The organism is Streptomyces sp. CBMA152 (assembly GCF_014596475.1).
GTDB lineage: Bacteria > Actinomycetota > Actinomycetes > Streptomycetales > Streptomycetaceae > Streptomyces.
Genome location: NZ_MECJ01000030.1, coordinates 58444 through 74812 on the forward strand (window position 1 = coordinate 58444; position 16369 = coordinate 74812).

The 16369-nt window shown below is 70.9% G+C and carries 13 protein-coding genes and 1 tRNA gene; 6 read left to right on the forward strand and 8 right to left on the reverse strand.

Translation table 11 applies throughout. From position 1 onward, the window contains the following. Window positions 1–21: 21 nt before the first annotated feature. Window positions 22–2550 carry an ABC transporter permease gene (locus BG418_RS30900; protein WP_188277348.1) on the reverse strand — a complete coding sequence of 843 codons (2529 nt, stop codon included), beginning with the start codon at window positions 2548–2550 and terminating at the stop codon, window positions 22–24. Window positions 2551–2612: 62 nt separating this feature from the next. Then, on the reverse strand, window positions 2613–3383 hold the full coding sequence (locus tag BG418_RS30905) for an ABC transporter ATP-binding protein (RefSeq protein WP_188277349.1): 771 nt from the start codon (window positions 3381–3383) through the stop codon (window positions 2613–2615). Window positions 3384–3782: 399 nt separating this feature from the next. On the opposite strand from BG418_RS30905, the gene BG418_RS30910 reads away from it, so the two are divergent. Together BG418_RS30910 and BG418_RS30915 are read left to right on the forward strand one after the other, a co-directional pair. Next, window positions 3783–3864: transfer RNA gene (locus BG418_RS30910), tRNA-Leu, on the forward strand. A 353-nt stretch (window positions 3865–4217) separates the two neighbouring features. Then, on the forward strand, window positions 4218–5090 hold the full coding sequence (locus tag BG418_RS30915) for a Bax inhibitor-1/YccA family protein (RefSeq protein WP_188277350.1): 873 nt from the start codon (window positions 4218–4220) through the stop codon (window positions 5088–5090). Between the two features lie 112 nt (window positions 5091–5202). Here BG418_RS30915 and BG418_RS30920 read toward each other — a convergent pair whose 3' ends face one another. After that, window positions 5203–5433 (reverse strand): DUF4287 domain-containing protein, encoded by a 231-nt coding sequence (locus BG418_RS30920; RefSeq protein ID WP_188277351.1) that lies wholly within the window; start codon window positions 5431–5433, stop codon window positions 5203–5205. A gap of 135 nt (window positions 5434–5568) precedes the next feature. On the opposite strand from BG418_RS30920, the gene BG418_RS30925 reads away from it, so the two are divergent. Continuing rightward, window positions 5569–5892: a hypothetical protein gene (locus BG418_RS30925; RefSeq protein ID WP_188277352.1), complete on the forward strand. Its 324-nt coding sequence runs from the start codon at window positions 5569–5571 to the stop codon at window positions 5890–5892. An 81-nt stretch (window positions 5893–5973) separates the two neighbouring features. On the opposite strand, the gene BG418_RS30930 is transcribed toward BG418_RS30925, so the two are convergent. The 3 genes from BG418_RS30930 to BG418_RS30940 all read right to left on the reverse strand — a co-directional run bounded on the left by BG418_RS30930 (window position 5974) and on the right by BG418_RS30940 (window position 10029). Beyond that, window positions 5974–6750 carry a hypothetical protein gene (locus BG418_RS30930; RefSeq protein ID WP_188277417.1) on the reverse strand — a complete coding sequence of 259 codons (777 nt, stop codon included), beginning with the start codon at window positions 6748–6750 and terminating at the stop codon, window positions 5974–5976. A gap of 300 nt (window positions 6751–7050) precedes the next feature. Beyond that, entirely contained in the window at window positions 7051–8271 is a 1221-nt protein-coding gene (locus tag BG418_RS30935) for an acetyl-CoA C-acetyltransferase (RefSeq protein WP_188277353.1), read from the reverse strand. Window positions 8272–8640: 369 nt separating this feature from the next. After that, a complete protein-coding gene (locus BG418_RS30940; RefSeq protein WP_188277354.1) occupies window positions 8641–10029 on the reverse strand; it encodes a cystathionine beta-synthase in 1389 nt (462 codons plus the stop codon). A 187-nt stretch (window positions 10030–10216) separates the two neighbouring features. Between BG418_RS30940 and BG418_RS30945 the strand changes: the two genes are divergently transcribed. Continuing rightward, the gene (locus BG418_RS30945; protein WP_188277418.1) at window positions 10217–11212 is read left to right on the forward strand and encodes an SGNH/GDSL hydrolase family protein; all 996 of its coding nucleotides are present in this window, start codon (window positions 10217–10219) and stop codon (window positions 11210–11212) included. Between the two features lie 321 nt (window positions 11213–11533). Here BG418_RS30945 and BG418_RS30950 read toward each other — a convergent pair whose 3' ends face one another. Continuing rightward, window positions 11534–11980, reverse strand: a complete 447-nt coding sequence (locus BG418_RS30950; RefSeq protein WP_188277355.1) for a hypothetical protein — start codon at window positions 11978–11980, stop codon at window positions 11534–11536. A gap of 138 nt (window positions 11981–12118) precedes the next feature. Here BG418_RS30950 and BG418_RS30955 point away from each other — a divergent pair, with 138 nt between their 5' ends. Continuing rightward, window positions 12119–12958, forward strand: coding sequence for a MurR/RpiR family transcriptional regulator (locus BG418_RS30955; RefSeq protein WP_188277356.1), 840 nt, complete (start codon window positions 12119–12121; stop codon window positions 12956–12958). Window positions 12959–13190: 232 nt separating this feature from the next. On the opposite strand, the gene BG418_RS30960 is transcribed toward BG418_RS30955, so the two are convergent. Continuing rightward, on the reverse strand, window positions 13191–14516 hold the full coding sequence (locus tag BG418_RS30960) for a diaminopimelate decarboxylase (RefSeq protein WP_317453814.1): 1326 nt from the start codon (window positions 14514–14516) through the stop codon (window positions 13191–13193). A gap of 129 nt (window positions 14517–14645) precedes the next feature. Here BG418_RS30960 and hutU point away from each other — a divergent pair, with 129 nt between their 5' ends. Further along, entirely contained in the window at window positions 14646–16307 is a 1662-nt protein-coding gene (hutU, locus tag BG418_RS30965) for a urocanate hydratase (protein WP_188277358.1), read from the forward strand. Window positions 16308–16369 lie beyond the last annotated feature (62 nt).

Sequence of the window (16369 nt, forward strand, 5' to 3'; positions counted from 1 at the left end):
GCCCTTCCCCTTCACGTACGGCTACTCCGTCTTGATCGCCGTCAGCATGTTCAGGCGGGCGGCGCTGCGGGCCGGCCAGAGGGAGGCGAGGACGCCCACCAGGCCCGCGAGGAACAGGAAGAGCGCGATCCGGTCCCACGGGATGACCAGCGCGTACTCCGGGACCGAGCCCTTGATGGTCTGGCCGATGGCCCAGGCCAGGAAGGTGCCCAGGCCCACGCCGATCACCGCGCCGAAGACCGAGATGACGACGGCCTCCAGGCGGATCATGCGCTTGACGCGGCGGCGGTCCAGGCCGATCGCCCGCAGCATGCCGATCTCCTGCTGGCGTTCGAAGACCGACATGGCCAGCGTGTTGACCACACCGAGGACGGCGATGATCAGGGCCATCGCGAGCAGGCCGTACATGATGTTGAGCAGCGTGTTGATCATGCCGCCGAACGTGTCGCGGATGTCCTGCTGGTCCATGAAGCTGATCGCCGGGTTGTCGCCGAGGGCGTTGACCAGCGCCTGCTCATTGGCCTTGGTGGCCCCGCCGTCCATGGTCACGAACACCTGGCGGATGAACGGCCGGGTCTCGTGCGGGTCGAGGATCGTGGTCGAGGCGAGGACCGAGGACAGGAAGTCCTGCTTCTTGAAGACCGCGCCCACGGTGAGTCGGCCCGTCTTCTTGTCGTTGAACTCGGCCGGCACCTGGGTGCCGACCTTCCAGCCCTTGGAGGCGGCCGTCTCGTCGTCGACCGCGAGCTGGCCCTTGCCGAGGGTGGCGAGCGAGCCGGAGAGGGTCTCCAGGCGCATGACCTTCTCGATGTCGCCCGGCGTCACACCGGCGACTTCCTGGTGCGAGTCGCCGAGCTTGAGGTACGAGGACTGCTTCGGCGAGACCGCAGTGACGCCCGCGGCCTTGCGCAGCTCCGCCACCACGGACTTGTCCAGGTCGCCGCCGCTGGCCATCTGAACCATGTAGTCGGCCTTGATGTTGTCCGTCGTCGTCTTGTCGATCGACTTGCCCAGCGTGACGCCGAGCACCGACAGACCGGTGACCAGGGTGAGGCCGATGGCGAGCGCGGAGGCGGTGGCGCCGGTGCGGCGCGGGTTGCGGACCGCGTTCTGGCTGGCCAGCTTGCCGGAGACACCGAACATCCTGGCCAGCGCCGGGCGGACAAGGGCGATGACCGGGCGGGAGAGCAGCGGGATCAGGATGATGATGCCGACCAGGGCCAGGAAGGCGCCCAGGCCGATCATGGTCTTGCCGTCCTTGCCGGTCGCGGCGCCCGACAGGACCGCGCCCGCGCCGAGCAGGGTGATGATCGCGCCGATGGTGTTCCGGACGACCAGGGACTTGGTGGTGGCGACGCCGTGCACGCTGTTCATCGCGGCCACCGGCGGGATCTTCGCGGCGCGCCAGGCGGGCAGCAGGGCGGCGATCAGGGTGACCAGGACGCCGACGGCGAGCGCGGCGATGACCGGGGTGGCCGAGACGATCAGCGAACCGGCCGGGAGCTTGACGCCGAAGGCGTCCATGCCGGAGCGCAGCCCGACCGCGAGGCCGAGGCCGAGACCGAAGCCGACCGTGGAGGCGAGCGTGCCGACCACCAGCGCCTCGGCGAGCACCGAGCGCCGCACCTGGGAGCGCGAGGCACCGACCGCACGCATCAGGGCGAGCTCACGGGTGCGCTGGGCGACCAGCATGGTGAAGGTGTTGGAGATCAGGAAGACACCGACGAACAGCGCGATGGCGGCGAAGGCGAGCAGCGTCTGGCTGAGCGCGCTGAGCCCCTGCTCGATGTCGCCGGCCTCCTGGTCGGCGAGCGCCTGACCGGTCTTGGCCTCGGCGTGCTCCGGCAGCAGCGGCTTGACCTCGTTGAGGATCTTCGTCGCGTCGGCGCCGGGCTTGGCGGAGATGTTGAGGTTCTGGAAGAAGCCGGGCTTCAGATAGAGCTTCTGGGCGACGTTGGTGTCGAACAGGACCAGGCTGCCGCCCGCGTTGACCGCGCCGTCCTCGGTGGTGAAGACACCGGAGAGGGTGTACGTCTTCACCGGCCCGTTGGTGGCCACCCGCACCCGGTCGCCGACCTTGTACTTGCCCTTGTCGGCGGTGTCCTTGTCGAGGGCGATCTGGCCGTCCTGGACGGGCCCGGAGCCGTCGGCGAAGGTGTACGAGGGGTCCTTGCCGTCCTTGCCCGGCGAGAAGTTGCCGCCCTTGTTGGCCCAGCCCTGCCCGATCAGCTTGCCGTGCTGGTCGGCCACACCGGCGAACCCGTCGACGCGCCCGTTGACGGACGAGACCCCGTCCAGCGCCTCGATCTTCTGGACGGTCTGCTTGCCGACGCCCGGGTCCTGCTTGTCGTCGTCTCTGTTGTGGTACGAGGTGACGGCGACGGCCACGTTGTCGTAGCTCTTGGCCGACTGGTTCTTGAAGGCGCTCTTGAGGGTGTCGGTGAAGACCAGCGTGCCGGAGACGAAGGCGACGCCGAGCATCACGGCGAGCACCGTCATCAACAGCCTGGCCTTGTGCGCCAGCACGTTGCGCAGGGCGGTTTTGAACATGGGCTTTCTCAGTCCTGGGGGAGTGCGAACAGGGCGGTGGCTGGGGCCGGGCGGCCCGCGGTTCAGCTCGTACGACCCTTCGCGTCGAACTCCTTCATGCGGTCGAGCACGCCGTCGGCGCTCGGGTGGAGCATCTCGTCCACCACGCGGCCGTCGGCGAGGAAGATCACGCGGTCCGCGTAGGAGGCGGCGACCGGGTCGTGGGTGACCATGACCACGGTCTGGCCGAGCTCGCGCACCGAGTTGCGCAGGAAGCCCAGGACCTCGGCGCCGGAGCGGGAGTCCAGGTTTCCGGTCGGCTCGTCACCGAAGATGATCTCGGGCTGCGAGGCGAGCGCGCGGGCCACGGCCACACGCTGCTGCTGGCCGCCGGAGAGCTGGGTGGGGCGGTGCGAGAGGCGCCCGGACAGGCCGACCATCTCGATGACCTTCGCCACCCACTCCTTGTTGGGCTTGCGACCCGCGATGTCCATCGGGAGCGTGATGTTCTCGGCGGCGGTCAGCGTCGGCAGCAGGTTGAACGCCTGGAAGATGAAGCCGATCTTGTCCCGGCGCAGCTGGGTGAGCTGCTTGTCCTTGAGCGAGCCGAGCTCGGTGTCGCCTATGCGCACCGACCCGGAGCTGAACGAGTCGAGCCCGGCCACGCAGTGCATCAGCGTCGACTTGCCGGAGCCCGAGGGGCCCATGATCGCGGTGAACTCGCCCTGGCGGAAGTCGACCGACACCCGGTCGAGCGCGACCACCTGGGTCTCGCCCGCGCCGTAGACCTTCGACAGCTCGGTGGCGCGGGCGGCCACCGCGGTGGCGCGGTGTGCGGTGGGGATGGTGGTCACGGAGGACTCCTGTCGGGACGTGGTGCTGGGGACCACTCCATCCTCGATGCCGCCGCACCCTCGGAACGTCAGTCCCTGTGCCCGTTCTCCGGCCCACTTGAGTCTTATGCGAGCCCTACTCGCCTCCTCCTCGGGTATGACGCCGCCCCTGAGAGACCCCCGGCGGCGCCGGGCTCCGCGGGGGTGCGCGCGGGGGAGTCGAATTCGCGTCATTCCGTTACGCACAGTCCGGCTGACCGGTATGCCCGCCAACCGCCCCCGGCATGTGCCGGAGCCATCGTCAGGTGGGCTGACGCACCCTCAGACGCCAATAAAATAAGACAACATCGGCCATCGTTCCGCCGTGTGAGGGACGCGTCCGGATAGGCTCTTCGGGCGAACGTAAGAACCGCGCGACCAGCCCGGATGGTGGAAAGCAGACACGGCGAGCTTAAACCTCGCTGGCCCTCGGGCCGTGCCGGTTCAAGTCCGGCTCCGGGCACCTCACGCCCCCTCGGGGAGCAAAGCAGAGAACCGTTAATTCGGTGGGCGGAAGTACCGTATTTCGGCGAATGGGTGGCGTCCGGGTAAACACTTCCGCAAGCTTCCCGCCACCGCCGCGCCCCACCACCCGCTCCCGTCCCGCGCGTCCCGGCAGGCACGGCCCGGCGGTTCGGGGCCGACCGCGCGCTCCAGCGCACCGGGGACCCGCCCCCGTGGCACTCTTGTGACCGTGGAACCCTGGTGTGAGACGGATGTGGCGCGGAAAGATCCTCCCAGAGCACTAGGGTGAATGTTTTGCGTTCCCATTACCCTTGACGTCAAGGCCGCGCTCGGTGGCCATGGAGGAGTGAGATGAGGAGCAGCAACCCGGTCTTCTCGCGACGGGGGTTCAGCCGCGACAACGGCTACGCGGGCTTCAACACCGCGCCGCAGGCCGGGGGCAACCCGTACGCGCAGGCCCCGTACGGCCAGCCGCAGGCGAACCCGTACGCGACGAACCCCTACGCGCAGCAGGACACGCAGTACGGCGCCCCGCAGGCCCCGGCCCGCGGCAACGTGATGACGATGGACGACGTCGTCTCGCGCACCGCCATCACGCTCGGCGTCGTCGCGCTCGGCGCGGTCCTCGCCTGGGCCCTGCTGCCGGTCTCGACGACCAGCTACGGGCTGGCGGTCGGCGCGGCGCTGGTGGCGTTCGTCCTCGCGATGATCCAGAACTTCAAGGCGAAGCCCGTCCCGGCGCTGATCATCGGCTATGCCGCGTTCGAGGGCGTGTTCCTCGGCGTGATCAGCGAGATGTACAACGAGCGCTGGTCCGGCGCCCCGTTCCAGGCCGTGCTCGGCACGCTGGCGGTCTCCGGCGCCACGCTGTTCGCGTACAAGCAGCGCTGGGTCCGTGTGACCGCGCGCTACGCCCGTATCGGGATGACCATCGCCATCGCGTTCGTCGTGGTGACGATGATCAACCTGCTGGTGGTCGCCTTCGGCGGTGCCAGCGGCGGGGGCCTGCGCAGCTTCGGCCCGCTCGGCTTCGCGGTCGGCGTGCTCGCCATCCTGATCGGCTGCTTCTTCCTGACGCTTGACTTCAAGCAGATCGAGGACGGCATCACCTACGGCGCCCCGCGCGAGGAGTCGTGGCTGGCCGCCTTCGGCCTGACGATGTCGCTGGTCTGGATCTACCTGGAGATGCTGCGTCTGGTGGCGATCCTCCAGGGCGACGACTGACGCCCGCACAGGTAAGTGCAGAGGGGCCCGTCCGGCAGTCGCCGGGCGGGCCCCTTCGCGTTGTCGGCCTTCGGGTCGTCGGCCTTCGGGTACGGGGGGACTCCTACCTCTCCTAGAGCAGGCGGCGCGCGGCCCGCCGCAGGTCGTACTCGTGGATGATCGCCTTGGCGTGGCCGTACGCGAGATCGTGCTCGCTCCTTAGCCAGCTGACCTTCTCCTCGAACCGTACGAGGGAAGGGCCTTCGTCGACGGTGCGGAGCCAGTCGGAGACTTCACGACCGGTGCAATGGGGGATGCGGGAGAGCAGGTTGCGATGGGTTTCATCGGAGAAGACTTGGGACATCGGCGCCTCCGGACGCATTGCCTGGGGGTCTCCCGTGCGGGCGGAGCCCGGAACGCGGGAGAGGGTCCTTCACGTCACCGTGCCTGAGCGTTCGCGTATTGGCAACAGTCCCGGGGCGGCGCGTAGGGTCGCGGCGTGCTAGATGTGACCCCGCTCCTCGCCGCCGTCGACCGCTTCGCCGACCGCCTGCGGGCCGCCCCCGAGAGCCGCCTGCGACGCGGCGCCGCCGCCGAAGGCCTGGCCCTGGCCAGGGAATTGTCGCTCCGGGCCCAGCGCCTGGAGACCCCGGACCACGAGCCGCGCGAGATGCCGGACGCGGGCGCCTTCGCGGTCGCGGACCAAGTGTCGGTAGCGGGCCGCGATTTGGCCGAGGCACTGCGGAGCACGACAGCGGCCTCGCCCGAGATGCTGGACGAGGCCGTGGGGTTGATCGAGAAAGCCGCGCAGCAGGCTTTCTAGGGGCGCGGGGAACTGCGCGACCAGCCACCACGGTCCGCAGCCGCACAGGCCCTTCACGGGCCCCTACAGGCGCGTACAGAGCTACAGCGACGCGATGACCCGGTCCGCGAGGATGTACACGCTCTCCTCGCCGCACGAGAACGTCAGAGCGTACGCACCGGAAATCCCCGACCCACCCAGCAGCACCGGCGTCTCGCCCTCGCGCAGCGCCTCCGCGAGGCGCTCCGAGGTCTCCCGGTGACCCGGGGTCATACACAGCGTGGTGCCGTCGGCGAAGACGTACACGTCGAGGGTGCCGAGCGGCCCGGGACGCACGTCGGTCAGCGCCGTACCCGACTCGGCCAGCGTCTCCAGGCGCGAGACCGTGGACTCGTGGTCGGCCACGACGGGCGTCTGGACCGGCACGAAGTCCGGGTGCGAGGGATGCCGGCGGCGGGCGGCCGCGAGCTCCGGGGAGTCCTCGGGGAACTCCTCGTACGGCTCCACGACCGGCTCGGCGGCCTCCAGACCGGCGAAGTCGGACTGCCGGGGCAGGAACAGCGAGGCGTCGTCGCCCAGGCCCGCCAGGCCGCCCAGGAGCGACGGGGTGTCCGCCGCGTCCCGCGCCTCCTGCGCGGCCCAGAAGGCGCGCGCCTCGGCCAGCTCGCGCTCGCGCTCCTCGGCCAGCGCCTCGGCGACGGCCGCGCGTATCTCGGCGAGCGGGGTCTCGGCGCCGCGGGCCTGGTGGGGCACGGTGGCGGAGAGGGGTGCGCGGTCGGCCGCGAGGTCGGCGCGCAGCGCCACGACCTGCTTGCGCAGCCCATGGGCAGCGTGCAGGGCAGCAGCGCCCACGGCCGTGGCAGCGGCCGTGGTCAGCAGCAGGGCAAGAGACATGGCGCTCACTGACTTACTCCCGGATTCAAACGATTCCCCGACTTCCTACATCAGCTTGTCGTGGGCCCGCTCGTCCTGTCAGTGCATTACGTCACGAAATGGACAGGTCTTTCTGCCCGAGGTTTAGCCCAGAAACGCCGTGACCTGCGGGAATGCCTCTCCCCCGGGACGTACGTCACATCCTGGGGGAGATTCGGTCACGAACCGGTGGCGCAGCGGTTGAAAGGTGTCAGCACAGGCCGTCGGCAGAGGCTGTCGGGCAGGGCTGTCAGCTCGGCCGCTCGATCAGCTCAGGCGCTCGATCACCATGGCCATGCCCTGGCCGCCGCCGACGCACATCGTCTCCAGACCGAACTGCTTGTCGTGGAACTGGAGGGAGTTGATGAGCGTGCCGGTGATCCGGGCGCCGGTCATGCCGAAGGGGTGGCCGACGGCGATGGCGCCGCCGTTCACGTTCAGCTTGTCGAGCGGGATCTCCAGGTCGCGGTACGACGGGATCACCTGGGCGGCGAAGGCCTCGTTGATCTCGAACAGGTCGATGTCGCCGACGGTCAGGCCCGCGCGCTTCAGGGCCTGCTTCGACGCCTCGACCGGGCCCAGGCCCATGATCTCGGGGGACAGGCCGGTGACGCCGGTCGAGACGATCCGCGCCAGCGGGGTCAGACCGAGCTCGCGGGCCTTGGTGTCGCTCATGATGACCAGCGCGGCGGCGCCGTCGTTGAGCGGGCAGCAGTTGCCGGCGGTGACCAGGCCGTCGGGGCGGAAGACGGGCTTGAGGCCCTGGACGCCCTCCACGGTGACACCGGCGCGCGGGCCGTCGTCCTGGCTGACGACCGTGCCGTCCGGGGTGGTGATCGGGGTGATCTCCCGCTCCCAGAAGCCGTTCTTGATGGCGGCCTCGGCGAGGTTCTGCGAGCGGACGCCGAACTCGTCCATGTCCGCGCGCGTGACGCCCTTGAGTCGCGCCAGGTTCTCGGCGGTCTGGCCCATCGCGATGTACGCGTCCGGGATCAGGCCGTCCTCGCGCGGGTCGTGCCAGGAGGCGCCCTCGCTCTGCGCGACGGCGGCCGTACGGGCCTCGGCGTCCGCGAAGAGCGGGTTGTGGGTGTCGGGCATCCCGTCCGAGGAGCCCTTCACCGAACGGGACACCATCTCGACACCGGCCGAGATGAAGACGTCGCCCTCGCCCGCCTTGATGGCGTGCATCGCCATACGGGAGGTCTGCAGGGAGGAGGAGCAGTAGCGGGTGATGGTGCAGCCCGGCAGGTGGTCCATGCCCATCTGCACGGCCACGATCCGGCCGAGGTTGTGGCCCTGCTCGCCGCCGGGGAGGCCGCAGCCGAGCATCAGGTCGTCGATGTCGCGCGGGTCGAGCCCGGGGACCTTGGCGAGGGCGGCCTGGATGATCGTCGCGGTGAGGTCGTCCGGGCGGACGTCCTTGAGGGAGCCCTTGAAGGCGCGGCCGATGGGGGAACGAGCGGTCGAGACGATCACGGCTTCGGGCATCACGGCTCCAGAGGCTAAGCGGGCTGGCTCTCTGGGAAGTTACCCGTACGTACGTAATTGGTCATCGCCCGACGCGTGTGATGCGGACCTCTTTTCTAAGCGGTTGCTCAGGGCTTCCCGGGCGGTGCACCCCGGCACCCCGTTCGTCTGCGGACCGTGATGGGTTGCTCGCGCCCACGCGGCGGAGCCGCAAATGTCACAGCCCCGCGCCCCTAACTACCTAGGGGCGCGGGGAACTGCGCGCTCAGCCCCCACCGGCTCGCAGCCGAAAAGCGGGGTCCGGGGGCGAAGCCTCCGGGTAACCGCCTCCACCCACCCCTCCCGGCCGCTCGGCCAGAGCTTTCGGGAAGGGGCGGGGTGGGGCAAAAACTACTTCGCCGAATCCTTCGCCAGGAACGCCAGCAGGTCCTGGCGGCTCACCACGCCCGACGGCTTGCCCTCGACCAGGACGATCGCCGCGTCCGCCTCGCCGAGCACGGCCATGAGCTCGGCGACCGGCTCACCCGACCCGACCTGCGGCAGCGGCGCGCTCATGTGCTTCTCCAGGGGGTCGGAGAGCGAGGCACGCTGGGCGAAGAGGGCCGACAGGAGCTCCTTCTCGACCACCGAGCCGATGACCTCCGCGGCCATCACGTCCGGGTGCCCCGCACCCGGCTTGACGATCGGCATCTGCGAGACGCCGTACTCGCGCAGCACCTCGATCGCCTCCCCGACCGTCTCCTCGGGGTGCATGTGGACGAGGGACGGCATCGCGCCCTCCTTGTCGGCGAGGACGTCGCCGATACGGGCGGACGGGCCCGCCTCCTCCAGGAAGCCGTGCCCGGCCATCCACTCGTCCGAGAAGATCTTGGACAGGTAGCCGCGGCCGGAGTCCGGGAGCAGGACGACGACCACGTCGTCCGGGCCCAGGCCCTCGGCCACCCGCAGCGCCGCCACGACCGCCATGCCGCAGGAGCCGCCGACCAGCAGGCCCTCCTCCTTGGCGAGGCGGCGGGTCATCTGGAAGGAGTCCTTGTCGGAGACGGCGACGATCTCGTCCGTCACCTCACGGTCGTACGCCGTCGGCCAGAAGTCCTCGCCGACGCCCTCGACCAGGTACGGACGGCCGGAGCCGCCGCTGTAGACCGAACCCTCGGGGTCCGCGCCGACGACCTTCACCGAGCCGCCGGAGACCTCCTTGAGGTACTTGCCGGTGCCGGAGATGGTGCCGCCGGTGCCGACGCCCGCCACGAAGTGCGTGATCTTCCCGTCGGTCTGCTCCCACAGCTCCGGACCAGTGGTCTCGTAGTGCGAGCGCGGGTTGTTCGGGTTGCTGTACTGGTCCGGCTTCCAGGCGCCGGGCGTCTCGCGCACCAGGCGGTCCGAGACGTTGTAGTACGAGTCCGGGTGCTCCGGGTCGACCGCCGTCGGGCAGACGACGACCTCGGCCCCGTACGCCCGCAGGACGTTGATCTTGTCGAGCGACACCTTGTCCGGGCAGACGAAGATGCACTTGTAGCCCTTCTGCTGGGCCACGATCGCGAGACCGACACCCGTGTTGCCCGAGGTGGGCTCGACGATGGTGCCGCCCGGCTTGAGCGCGCCGCTCTGCTCCGCCGCTTCGATCATGCGCACGGCGATACGGTCCTTGACCGAGCCGCCGGGGTTGAAGTACTCGACCTTGGCCAGGACCGTCGCCTGGATGCCCGCGGTCACACTGTTGAGCTTCACCAGCGGGGTATTGCCGACGAGGCTGATCATCGAGTCGTGGAATTGCACCGTTGTCTCCGGGGTCTCCGTGATGGTCCCGTCAGCGTATGCGCAGAGTGCGGGCGTGTTCACCTCACGGCGTGATTGAGCGACACCTGTCACCGGGCAGGTAGCTCATGTACGGCTCCTGGAGAAGGCCAAGGAGGTGGCGGTGGCTGGGAGTGTGTTGACCGGTTCGGCCGGGTCGCGGGCGCGGGTGGCACGCCGTATCGCGGCCGGGGCGGCGTTCGGCGGGGGCGGCATCGGCCTGATCGGGGCCGCCGCGGTCGGTGTGCTGCTCGCCGAGGCGGCGCTGGCGAAACGCTCGGTGCGGGGCGGCAGCGCGCCGCACCCGCCGAGCGCCGACGGTCTGTACGGGGTCGCGTACGCCAACGGCTCGCCCCCGCTGCGCCTGGGCATCCTGGGCGACTCCACGGCGGCCGGCCAGGGCGTGCGGCGGGCCGGGCAGACGCCCGGGGCGCTGCTCGCGTCCGGGCTCGCGGCGGTCGCCGAGCAGATGGTCACCCTGCGCAACGTGGCCCAGCCGGGCGCCCAGTCGGACGACCTGGACCGCCAGGTCTCGCTGATGCTCGGCGACCCGGTCCGCATCCCCGACGTCTGCGTGATCATGATCGGCGCCAACGACGTCACCCACCGGATGCCGCCCACCACCTCGGTACGCCATCTGGCGGGCGCGGTGCGCCGGCTGCGTACGGCCGGGGCCGAGGTCGTCGTCGGCACCTGCCCCGACCTCGGCTCGGTCGAGCCGGTCTACCAGCCGCTGCGCTGGCTGGCCCGCCGGGTCTCGCGCCAGCTCGCCGCCGCCCAGACGATCGTGGTGGTGGAGCAGGGCGGCCGGACCGTGTCGCTCGGCCATCTGCTCGGCCCCGAGTTCGAGGCGAACCCGCGCGAGCTGTTCGGCCCGGACAACTACCACCCCTCGGCCGAGGGCTACGCGACGGCCGCGATGGCCGTACTGCCCACGCTGTGCGCCTCGTTGGGCCTGTGGCCCGACGCCGACCAGCTGGAGGCGGACCGCGACGAGGACATCCTGCCGGTCGCCAAGGCCGCGGCCGAGGCGGCGGCGGAGGCCGGTACCGAGGTCAGCGGGGCCCGCGCGCCCTGGGCGCTGCTCAAGCACCGCCGTCGGCGGCGCCTGCCGTCCGCGACCGAGCCGTCCACCGCGCACCCGGCGCACCCGGCCCACCCCTGATCCGACGGTCCATCAGCAGGGGCCGCCTCGGGTGCGTTGGTCGCAGAACTGGTACGAGCGCGACACGTTGGCGCAGCACCCCCTTAACACGGGTACGGCACATTGGTGGATGTCGGCGGGGGAGACCCCGGCGGCACCACAAGCGGCGTCATGGACCTCCGGAGCGGCTCCCGGACCTCCCGACGCCCAGGACGCGGCGACCGGCCCTGACCCGGGACCGTGTCCCTCGCGGGGACCGCCGTCGTCCCGCCCCCCGGGCGACCGGGGGTGCGGCGGTCCCCGCGCTCAGCTTCTTCCCGTACGTACGGAGGCGCCCCGGCCTCAGTCCGTGTCGCCGCCACGGTTGCGGCGGGGCCACGGCCAGGGGCGGGTGGCGTGGACGGCGTTGACGCCGAGGATGCCGGCCCAGGTGACGAAGAGGCCGCTCAGACCGGCGTTCACGGCGCCGATCGCGGAGAGCGGGATGGCCAGGATCAGCGAGATCATGCCAAAGCCGAAGCGCTCGCCGAAGCTGATCTCGCCGTCGTTGTGCGCGGCCGGGCGGCCGCCCCGGGCCACCACCATCTGCTGCTCGGCCAACTGGCGCCGCACGCGGCGGTCCACCGTTCCGTCGACGCGCTGCTCCACCTTCTCCAGGAACGACTCCAGGAGGGCGCTCTCGTACTCCGGCCCCAGCTCACGCCGGGCGTGCAGAGTGGCGTCGAGTTCCTTCTTCAGCTCGGCGTCCTGAAGCGGACCGTCCCTGAGCTCAGTGTCGCGGGCTTCCATGCTTTTACGGTACGCAGCCGTCGGCACGGGCACAGTGGGGGTAGCCCCCGTACTTGCCCGCCTGCATATGGTCATGCAGAGTGCGGGGCGACTGAATATTCTGGGTGTGGCACATCTGGACAGAGGAAGGGGGCCGGCATGAGCGACAGCCCTGCCGCGCGGTTGCAGCAGCTCTTCGAGGGGCGCCGGCTCACCCCGACCCAGCGGCGGATCGCGCACAGCATGGTGCGCCGCGCCGCCGACGTGCCGTTCCTGTCGAGTGTGGAGCTCGCCGAACTGGCCGGGGTCAGCCAGCCGTCCGTGACGCGCTTCGCGGTCGCCCTCGGCTTCGACGGCTACCCGGCCCTGCGGCGCCATCTGCGCGAGGTGGCCCCGGTGGCCGTCCCGGCGGGGGACGAGGACGGGTACAACGAGTACCAGCAGGCGGTCCAGGCGGAGATCGAGAACCTGCGGCACCTGGTGGGTCTGCTGGCCGATCCGGCGCCGGTGGAGCAGGCGGGCCGGCTGCTCGCCGCCTCTCAGCCGCTCCCGGTCCTGGGCCTGCGCGCGGCCTCGTCGCAGGCGCGGGGGTTCGCGTACTTCGCGGCGAAGGTGCACCCCGATGTACGGCTGCTCGACGAGGGCGGGTCGATGCTGGTCGACCGCGTCGACGCGGCGGTTCGGGCCGGGGCGTCGGCGCTGCTGTGCTTCGCGCTGCCGCGGCATCCGAAGGAGGTCGTGGAGACCCTGTCGTACGCCCGGTCGTCCGGGTTGACCGTCGTCACGGTCGCCGACTCGGCGTTCGCGCCGGTGGCGCGCTTCAGTGACCTTCTGATCCCGGCGGCGGTCGGCACGGGCCTGGCCTTCGACACGGCCTGCGCGCCGATGCTGCTGGGCCGTGTGCTGCTGGAGGCCATGTGCGACGACCTCCCCGACGCGCAGGCCCGCCTGGAGGACTTCGACGCGGGGGCCGCGGCACGGGGCTTGTTCGTGGAGTAGCCCCCACCCCGCCCCTTCCCGAAACTCTCCGAGGGCGGGTGGGGGTGAAGGCGGTCTCCGGGGGCTGCGTCCCCGGAGACCGTTTGGCTGCGGATCGTGCTGGGTTGCTCGCGCAGTTCCCCGCGCCCCTAACTACCCAGGGGCGCGGGGAACTGCGCGCTCAGCCCCCACCGGCTCGCACACGACCGACAACCGCCGGAGGCTTTCGGGAAGGGGTGGGGTGGGGGACCCGCTAGAACAGCAGCGCGTCCCGAGCCGCGCCCCCGGCCTCCGTCACGATCTCCGACACCGCCTGGGGTGGACGTACGACCGCGAAGCGCACACCCTCCCCCGACACGGCGAAGCCGTAAACCCCAGGCCTGGCAAGGCTGTTGTAGGCGTAGTGGTGGGCGAAGTAGTACGCGCCCGTGTCGAGCACGGCCACAAAATCCCCCTGCTCCAGCAACGGCAGCGCCCGCCCGCGCGCCAGCAGGTCGCCCGCGAAGCAGGCCGGGCCCGCCACGTCCTGGACGACCGGCGGGCCGGACTTGGGGCGACCCTTCGGGTCGTACGCGGCGATCCGCAGCGGCCACGACGCGGGCGCGTACACGGTACGGGCCGCGATCTGCACGCCCGCGTGGGTGACCGCGACAGGCCGCCCGCCGGACGTCTTCGCGTACTCCACGCGCGCGAGAACCGTCCCGTGCTTGGCGAGCAGCGACCGGCCGAACTCGGTGACCAGTGCGTACGAGCCGTCGAACAGGCCGGGGACGCGCTCGCGCAGGAGCCGCGCGTACTCCCCGTACGTGGGCGTCTCCTCGTCCGAGTGGAAGTTGACCGGCAGCCCGCCGCCGATGTCGAGCGTGTCGACCTGGCGGCGGCCCACGCGCGCGTTGATCTCCTCGGCGAGTTCGAAGACCGCCCGTACGCCCTCCGCCATGAGTGACAGCGGAACGCCCTGCGAGCCGGAGTGGGTGTGCAGGCGGGTCAGCCAGGGGCGGTCCGCGTACGCCCGCACGATCCACTCGCGGGCGCCCTCGTCCCGTAGCGCCACGCCGAACTTCGACGTGGCCGTCGCCGTCGACAGCGCGTCGATGGACCCCGCACCCAGCTGCGGGTTGATCCGCAGGCCGAGCGGTGAGGCGGTCGGGGCGGCGGCCACCAGCGCGTCGAGGCGGGCCAGTTCCTGCGGGTTGTCGGCGTTGACGGCGATGCCGAGGGCGAGGGCGTCGCGCAGCTCGGCGGGGGTCTTGGCGGGGGAGTCGAGGACCGTGCGGTCGGGGCCGACCCCGGCGGCGCGGGCCAGGGCGAGCTCGCCGGGGCTGGCGACCTCGGCGCCGAGACCCCGCTCGGACAGCAGCCGCAGGACCGGCACCAGCGGGCACGCCTTGACGGCGAACGCGTGCAGTACGGGCGCGGTGGTGACGGCCGCGAACGCCGAGGTCAGCGCGGCCGCGCTCGCCCGGATGCCGGTGACGTCGAGCAGCGCCGCCAGCGGCGCCTCGGGCCCGACCAGGCCCTGTTCCACGGCCGCCCGCACGGCCTGCTCGCGCCGCGCCGCCGCGTCTGTGTCGGCCATGGGCATGTCCGTCATGGGATCAAGCCAATCACCGGGTGCGCCGACGCGCAGACGTACCGATGTATTGACTAGTTCTATTCAGCCAGCGAGGATGTGAATATCTGAGTCACGTCGTGAGGAGGCCTCGCCATGTCAGGACCCCGCCCCGTACGGGCACCGCGCGGTACGGAACTGAGTGCCCTGGGATGGCAGCAGGAAGCCGCCCTGAGGATGCTCCAGAACAACCTCGACCCCGAGGTCGCCGAGCACCCCGACAAGCTCGTCGTCTACGGCGGCACCGGCAAGGCCGCGCGCGACTGGCGCTCCTTCGACGCGATGGTGCGCACGCTGCGCACCCTCAAGCAGGACGAGACCATGCTGGTCCAGTCCGGCCGCCCGGTCGGCGTCATGCAGACCCACGAGTGGGCCCCGCGCGTCCTCATCGCCAACTCCAACCTGGTCGGCGACTGGGCGAACTGGGAGGAGTTCCGGCGTCTGGAGGCGCTGGGTCTGACCATGTACGGCCAGATGACGGCCGGTTCGTGGATCTACATCGGTACGCAGGGGATCCTCCAGGGCACGTACGAGACGTTCGCGGCGGTCGCCGCGAAGAAGTTCGGCGGCACGCTCGCCGGGACGATCACCCTCACCGCCGGTCTCGGCGGCATGGGTGGCGCCCAGCCGCTCGCCGTGACGATGAACGACGGCGTCGCGATCTGTATCGACGTCGACCCGCGCGCCATCGAGCGCCGCATCGAGCACCGCTACCTGGACGTGAAGGCCGACTCCGTGGAGCACGCGCTCCAGCTGGCCGTCGAGGCCCGCGACCAGCGCAAGCCGCTCTCCATCGGCCTGCTCGGCAACGCGGCGGAGCTGCTGCCGCGCATGCTGGCCGAGAGCGCGCCGATCGACATCGTCACCGACCAGACGTCGGCGCACGACCCGCTGGCGTATCTGCCGGTGGGTGTCGACTTCGACGACATGGCGGCGTACGCGGCGAAGGACCCGGCGGGGTTCACCACCCGTGCCCGCGAGTCCATGGCGCGGCACGTCGAGGCCATGGTCGGCTTCATGGACGCGGGCGCCGAGGTCTTCGACTACGGCAACTCGATCCGCGGCGAGGCCCAACTGGCGGGCTACGACCGGGCGTTCGCGTTCCCCGGCTTCGTCCCCGCGTACATCCGTCCGCTGTTCTGCGAGGGCAAGGGACCGTTCCGCTGGGCGGCGCTCTCGGGCGAGGCGTCGGACATCGCCAAGACGGACAAGGCGATGCTGGAGCTGTTCCCGGAGAACGAGTCGCTGCACCGCTGGATCAAGATGGCGGGCGAGCGCGTCCACTTCCAGGGTCTTCCGGCCCGTATCTGCTGGCTGGGTTACGGCGAGCGGGACAAGGCGGGCGAGCGCTTCAACGACATGGTGGCGTCGGGCGAGCTCGCGGCCCCGCTGGCCATCGGCCGCGACCACCTCGACTGCGGCTCGGTCGCCTCCCCGTACCGCGAGACCGAGGCGATGCTCGACGGCTCCGACGCGATCGCCGACTGGCCGCTCCTGAACGCCATGGTCAACGTCGCCTCCGGCGCGTCCTGGGTCTCCATCCACCACGGCGGCGGCGTCGGCATGGGCCGCTCCATCCACGCGGGCCAGGTCACGGTGGCGGACGGCACGGCCCTGGCGGGCGAGAAGATCCGACGCGTCCTGACGAACGACCCGGGGATGGGCGTCATCCGGCATGTCGATGCCGGGTACGACATCGCGGAGTCGGTCGCGGACGAGCGGTCCGTACGGGTCCCGATGCGGGAGGGCGACGCGTGACGGGGGGCACCCCGTCGGCCCCGCAGCCCCCGGGTGGGGTGGGGGAAGCCCCCTCGTTCCAC

Excerpts from the sequence above, each read along its gene's own strand:
- BG418_RS30900 (WP_188277348.1), bottom strand. The coding sequence starts at position 2,550 with ATGTTCAAAACCGCCCTGCGCAACGTGCTGGCGCACAAGGCCAGGCTG.
- BG418_RS30915 (WP_188277350.1), top strand. The coding sequence starts at position 4,218 with ATGAGGAGCAGCAACCCGGTCTTCTCGCGACGGGGGTTCAGCCGCGAC.
- BG418_RS30920 (WP_188277351.1), bottom strand. The coding sequence starts at position 5,433 with ATGTCCCAAGTCTTCTCCGATGAAACCCATCGCAACCTGCTCTCCCGC.
- BG418_RS30935 (WP_188277353.1), bottom strand. The coding sequence starts at position 8,271 with ATGCCCGAAGCCGTGATCGTCTCGACCGCTCGTTCCCCCATCGGCCGC.
- BG418_RS30950 (WP_188277355.1), bottom strand. The coding sequence starts at position 11,980 with ATGGAAGCCCGCGACACTGAGCTCAGGGACGGTCCGCTTCAGGACGCC.
- BG418_RS30955 (WP_188277356.1), top strand. The coding sequence starts at position 12,119 with ATGAGCGACAGCCCTGCCGCGCGGTTGCAGCAGCTCTTCGAGGGGCGC.
- BG418_RS30960 (WP_317453814.1), bottom strand. The coding sequence starts at position 14,516 with ATGGCCGACACAGACGCGGCGGCGCGGCGCGAGCAGGCCGTGCGGGCG.
- hutU (WP_188277358.1), top strand. The coding sequence starts at position 14,646 with ATGTCAGGACCCCGCCCCGTACGGGCACCGCGCGGTACGGAACTGAGT.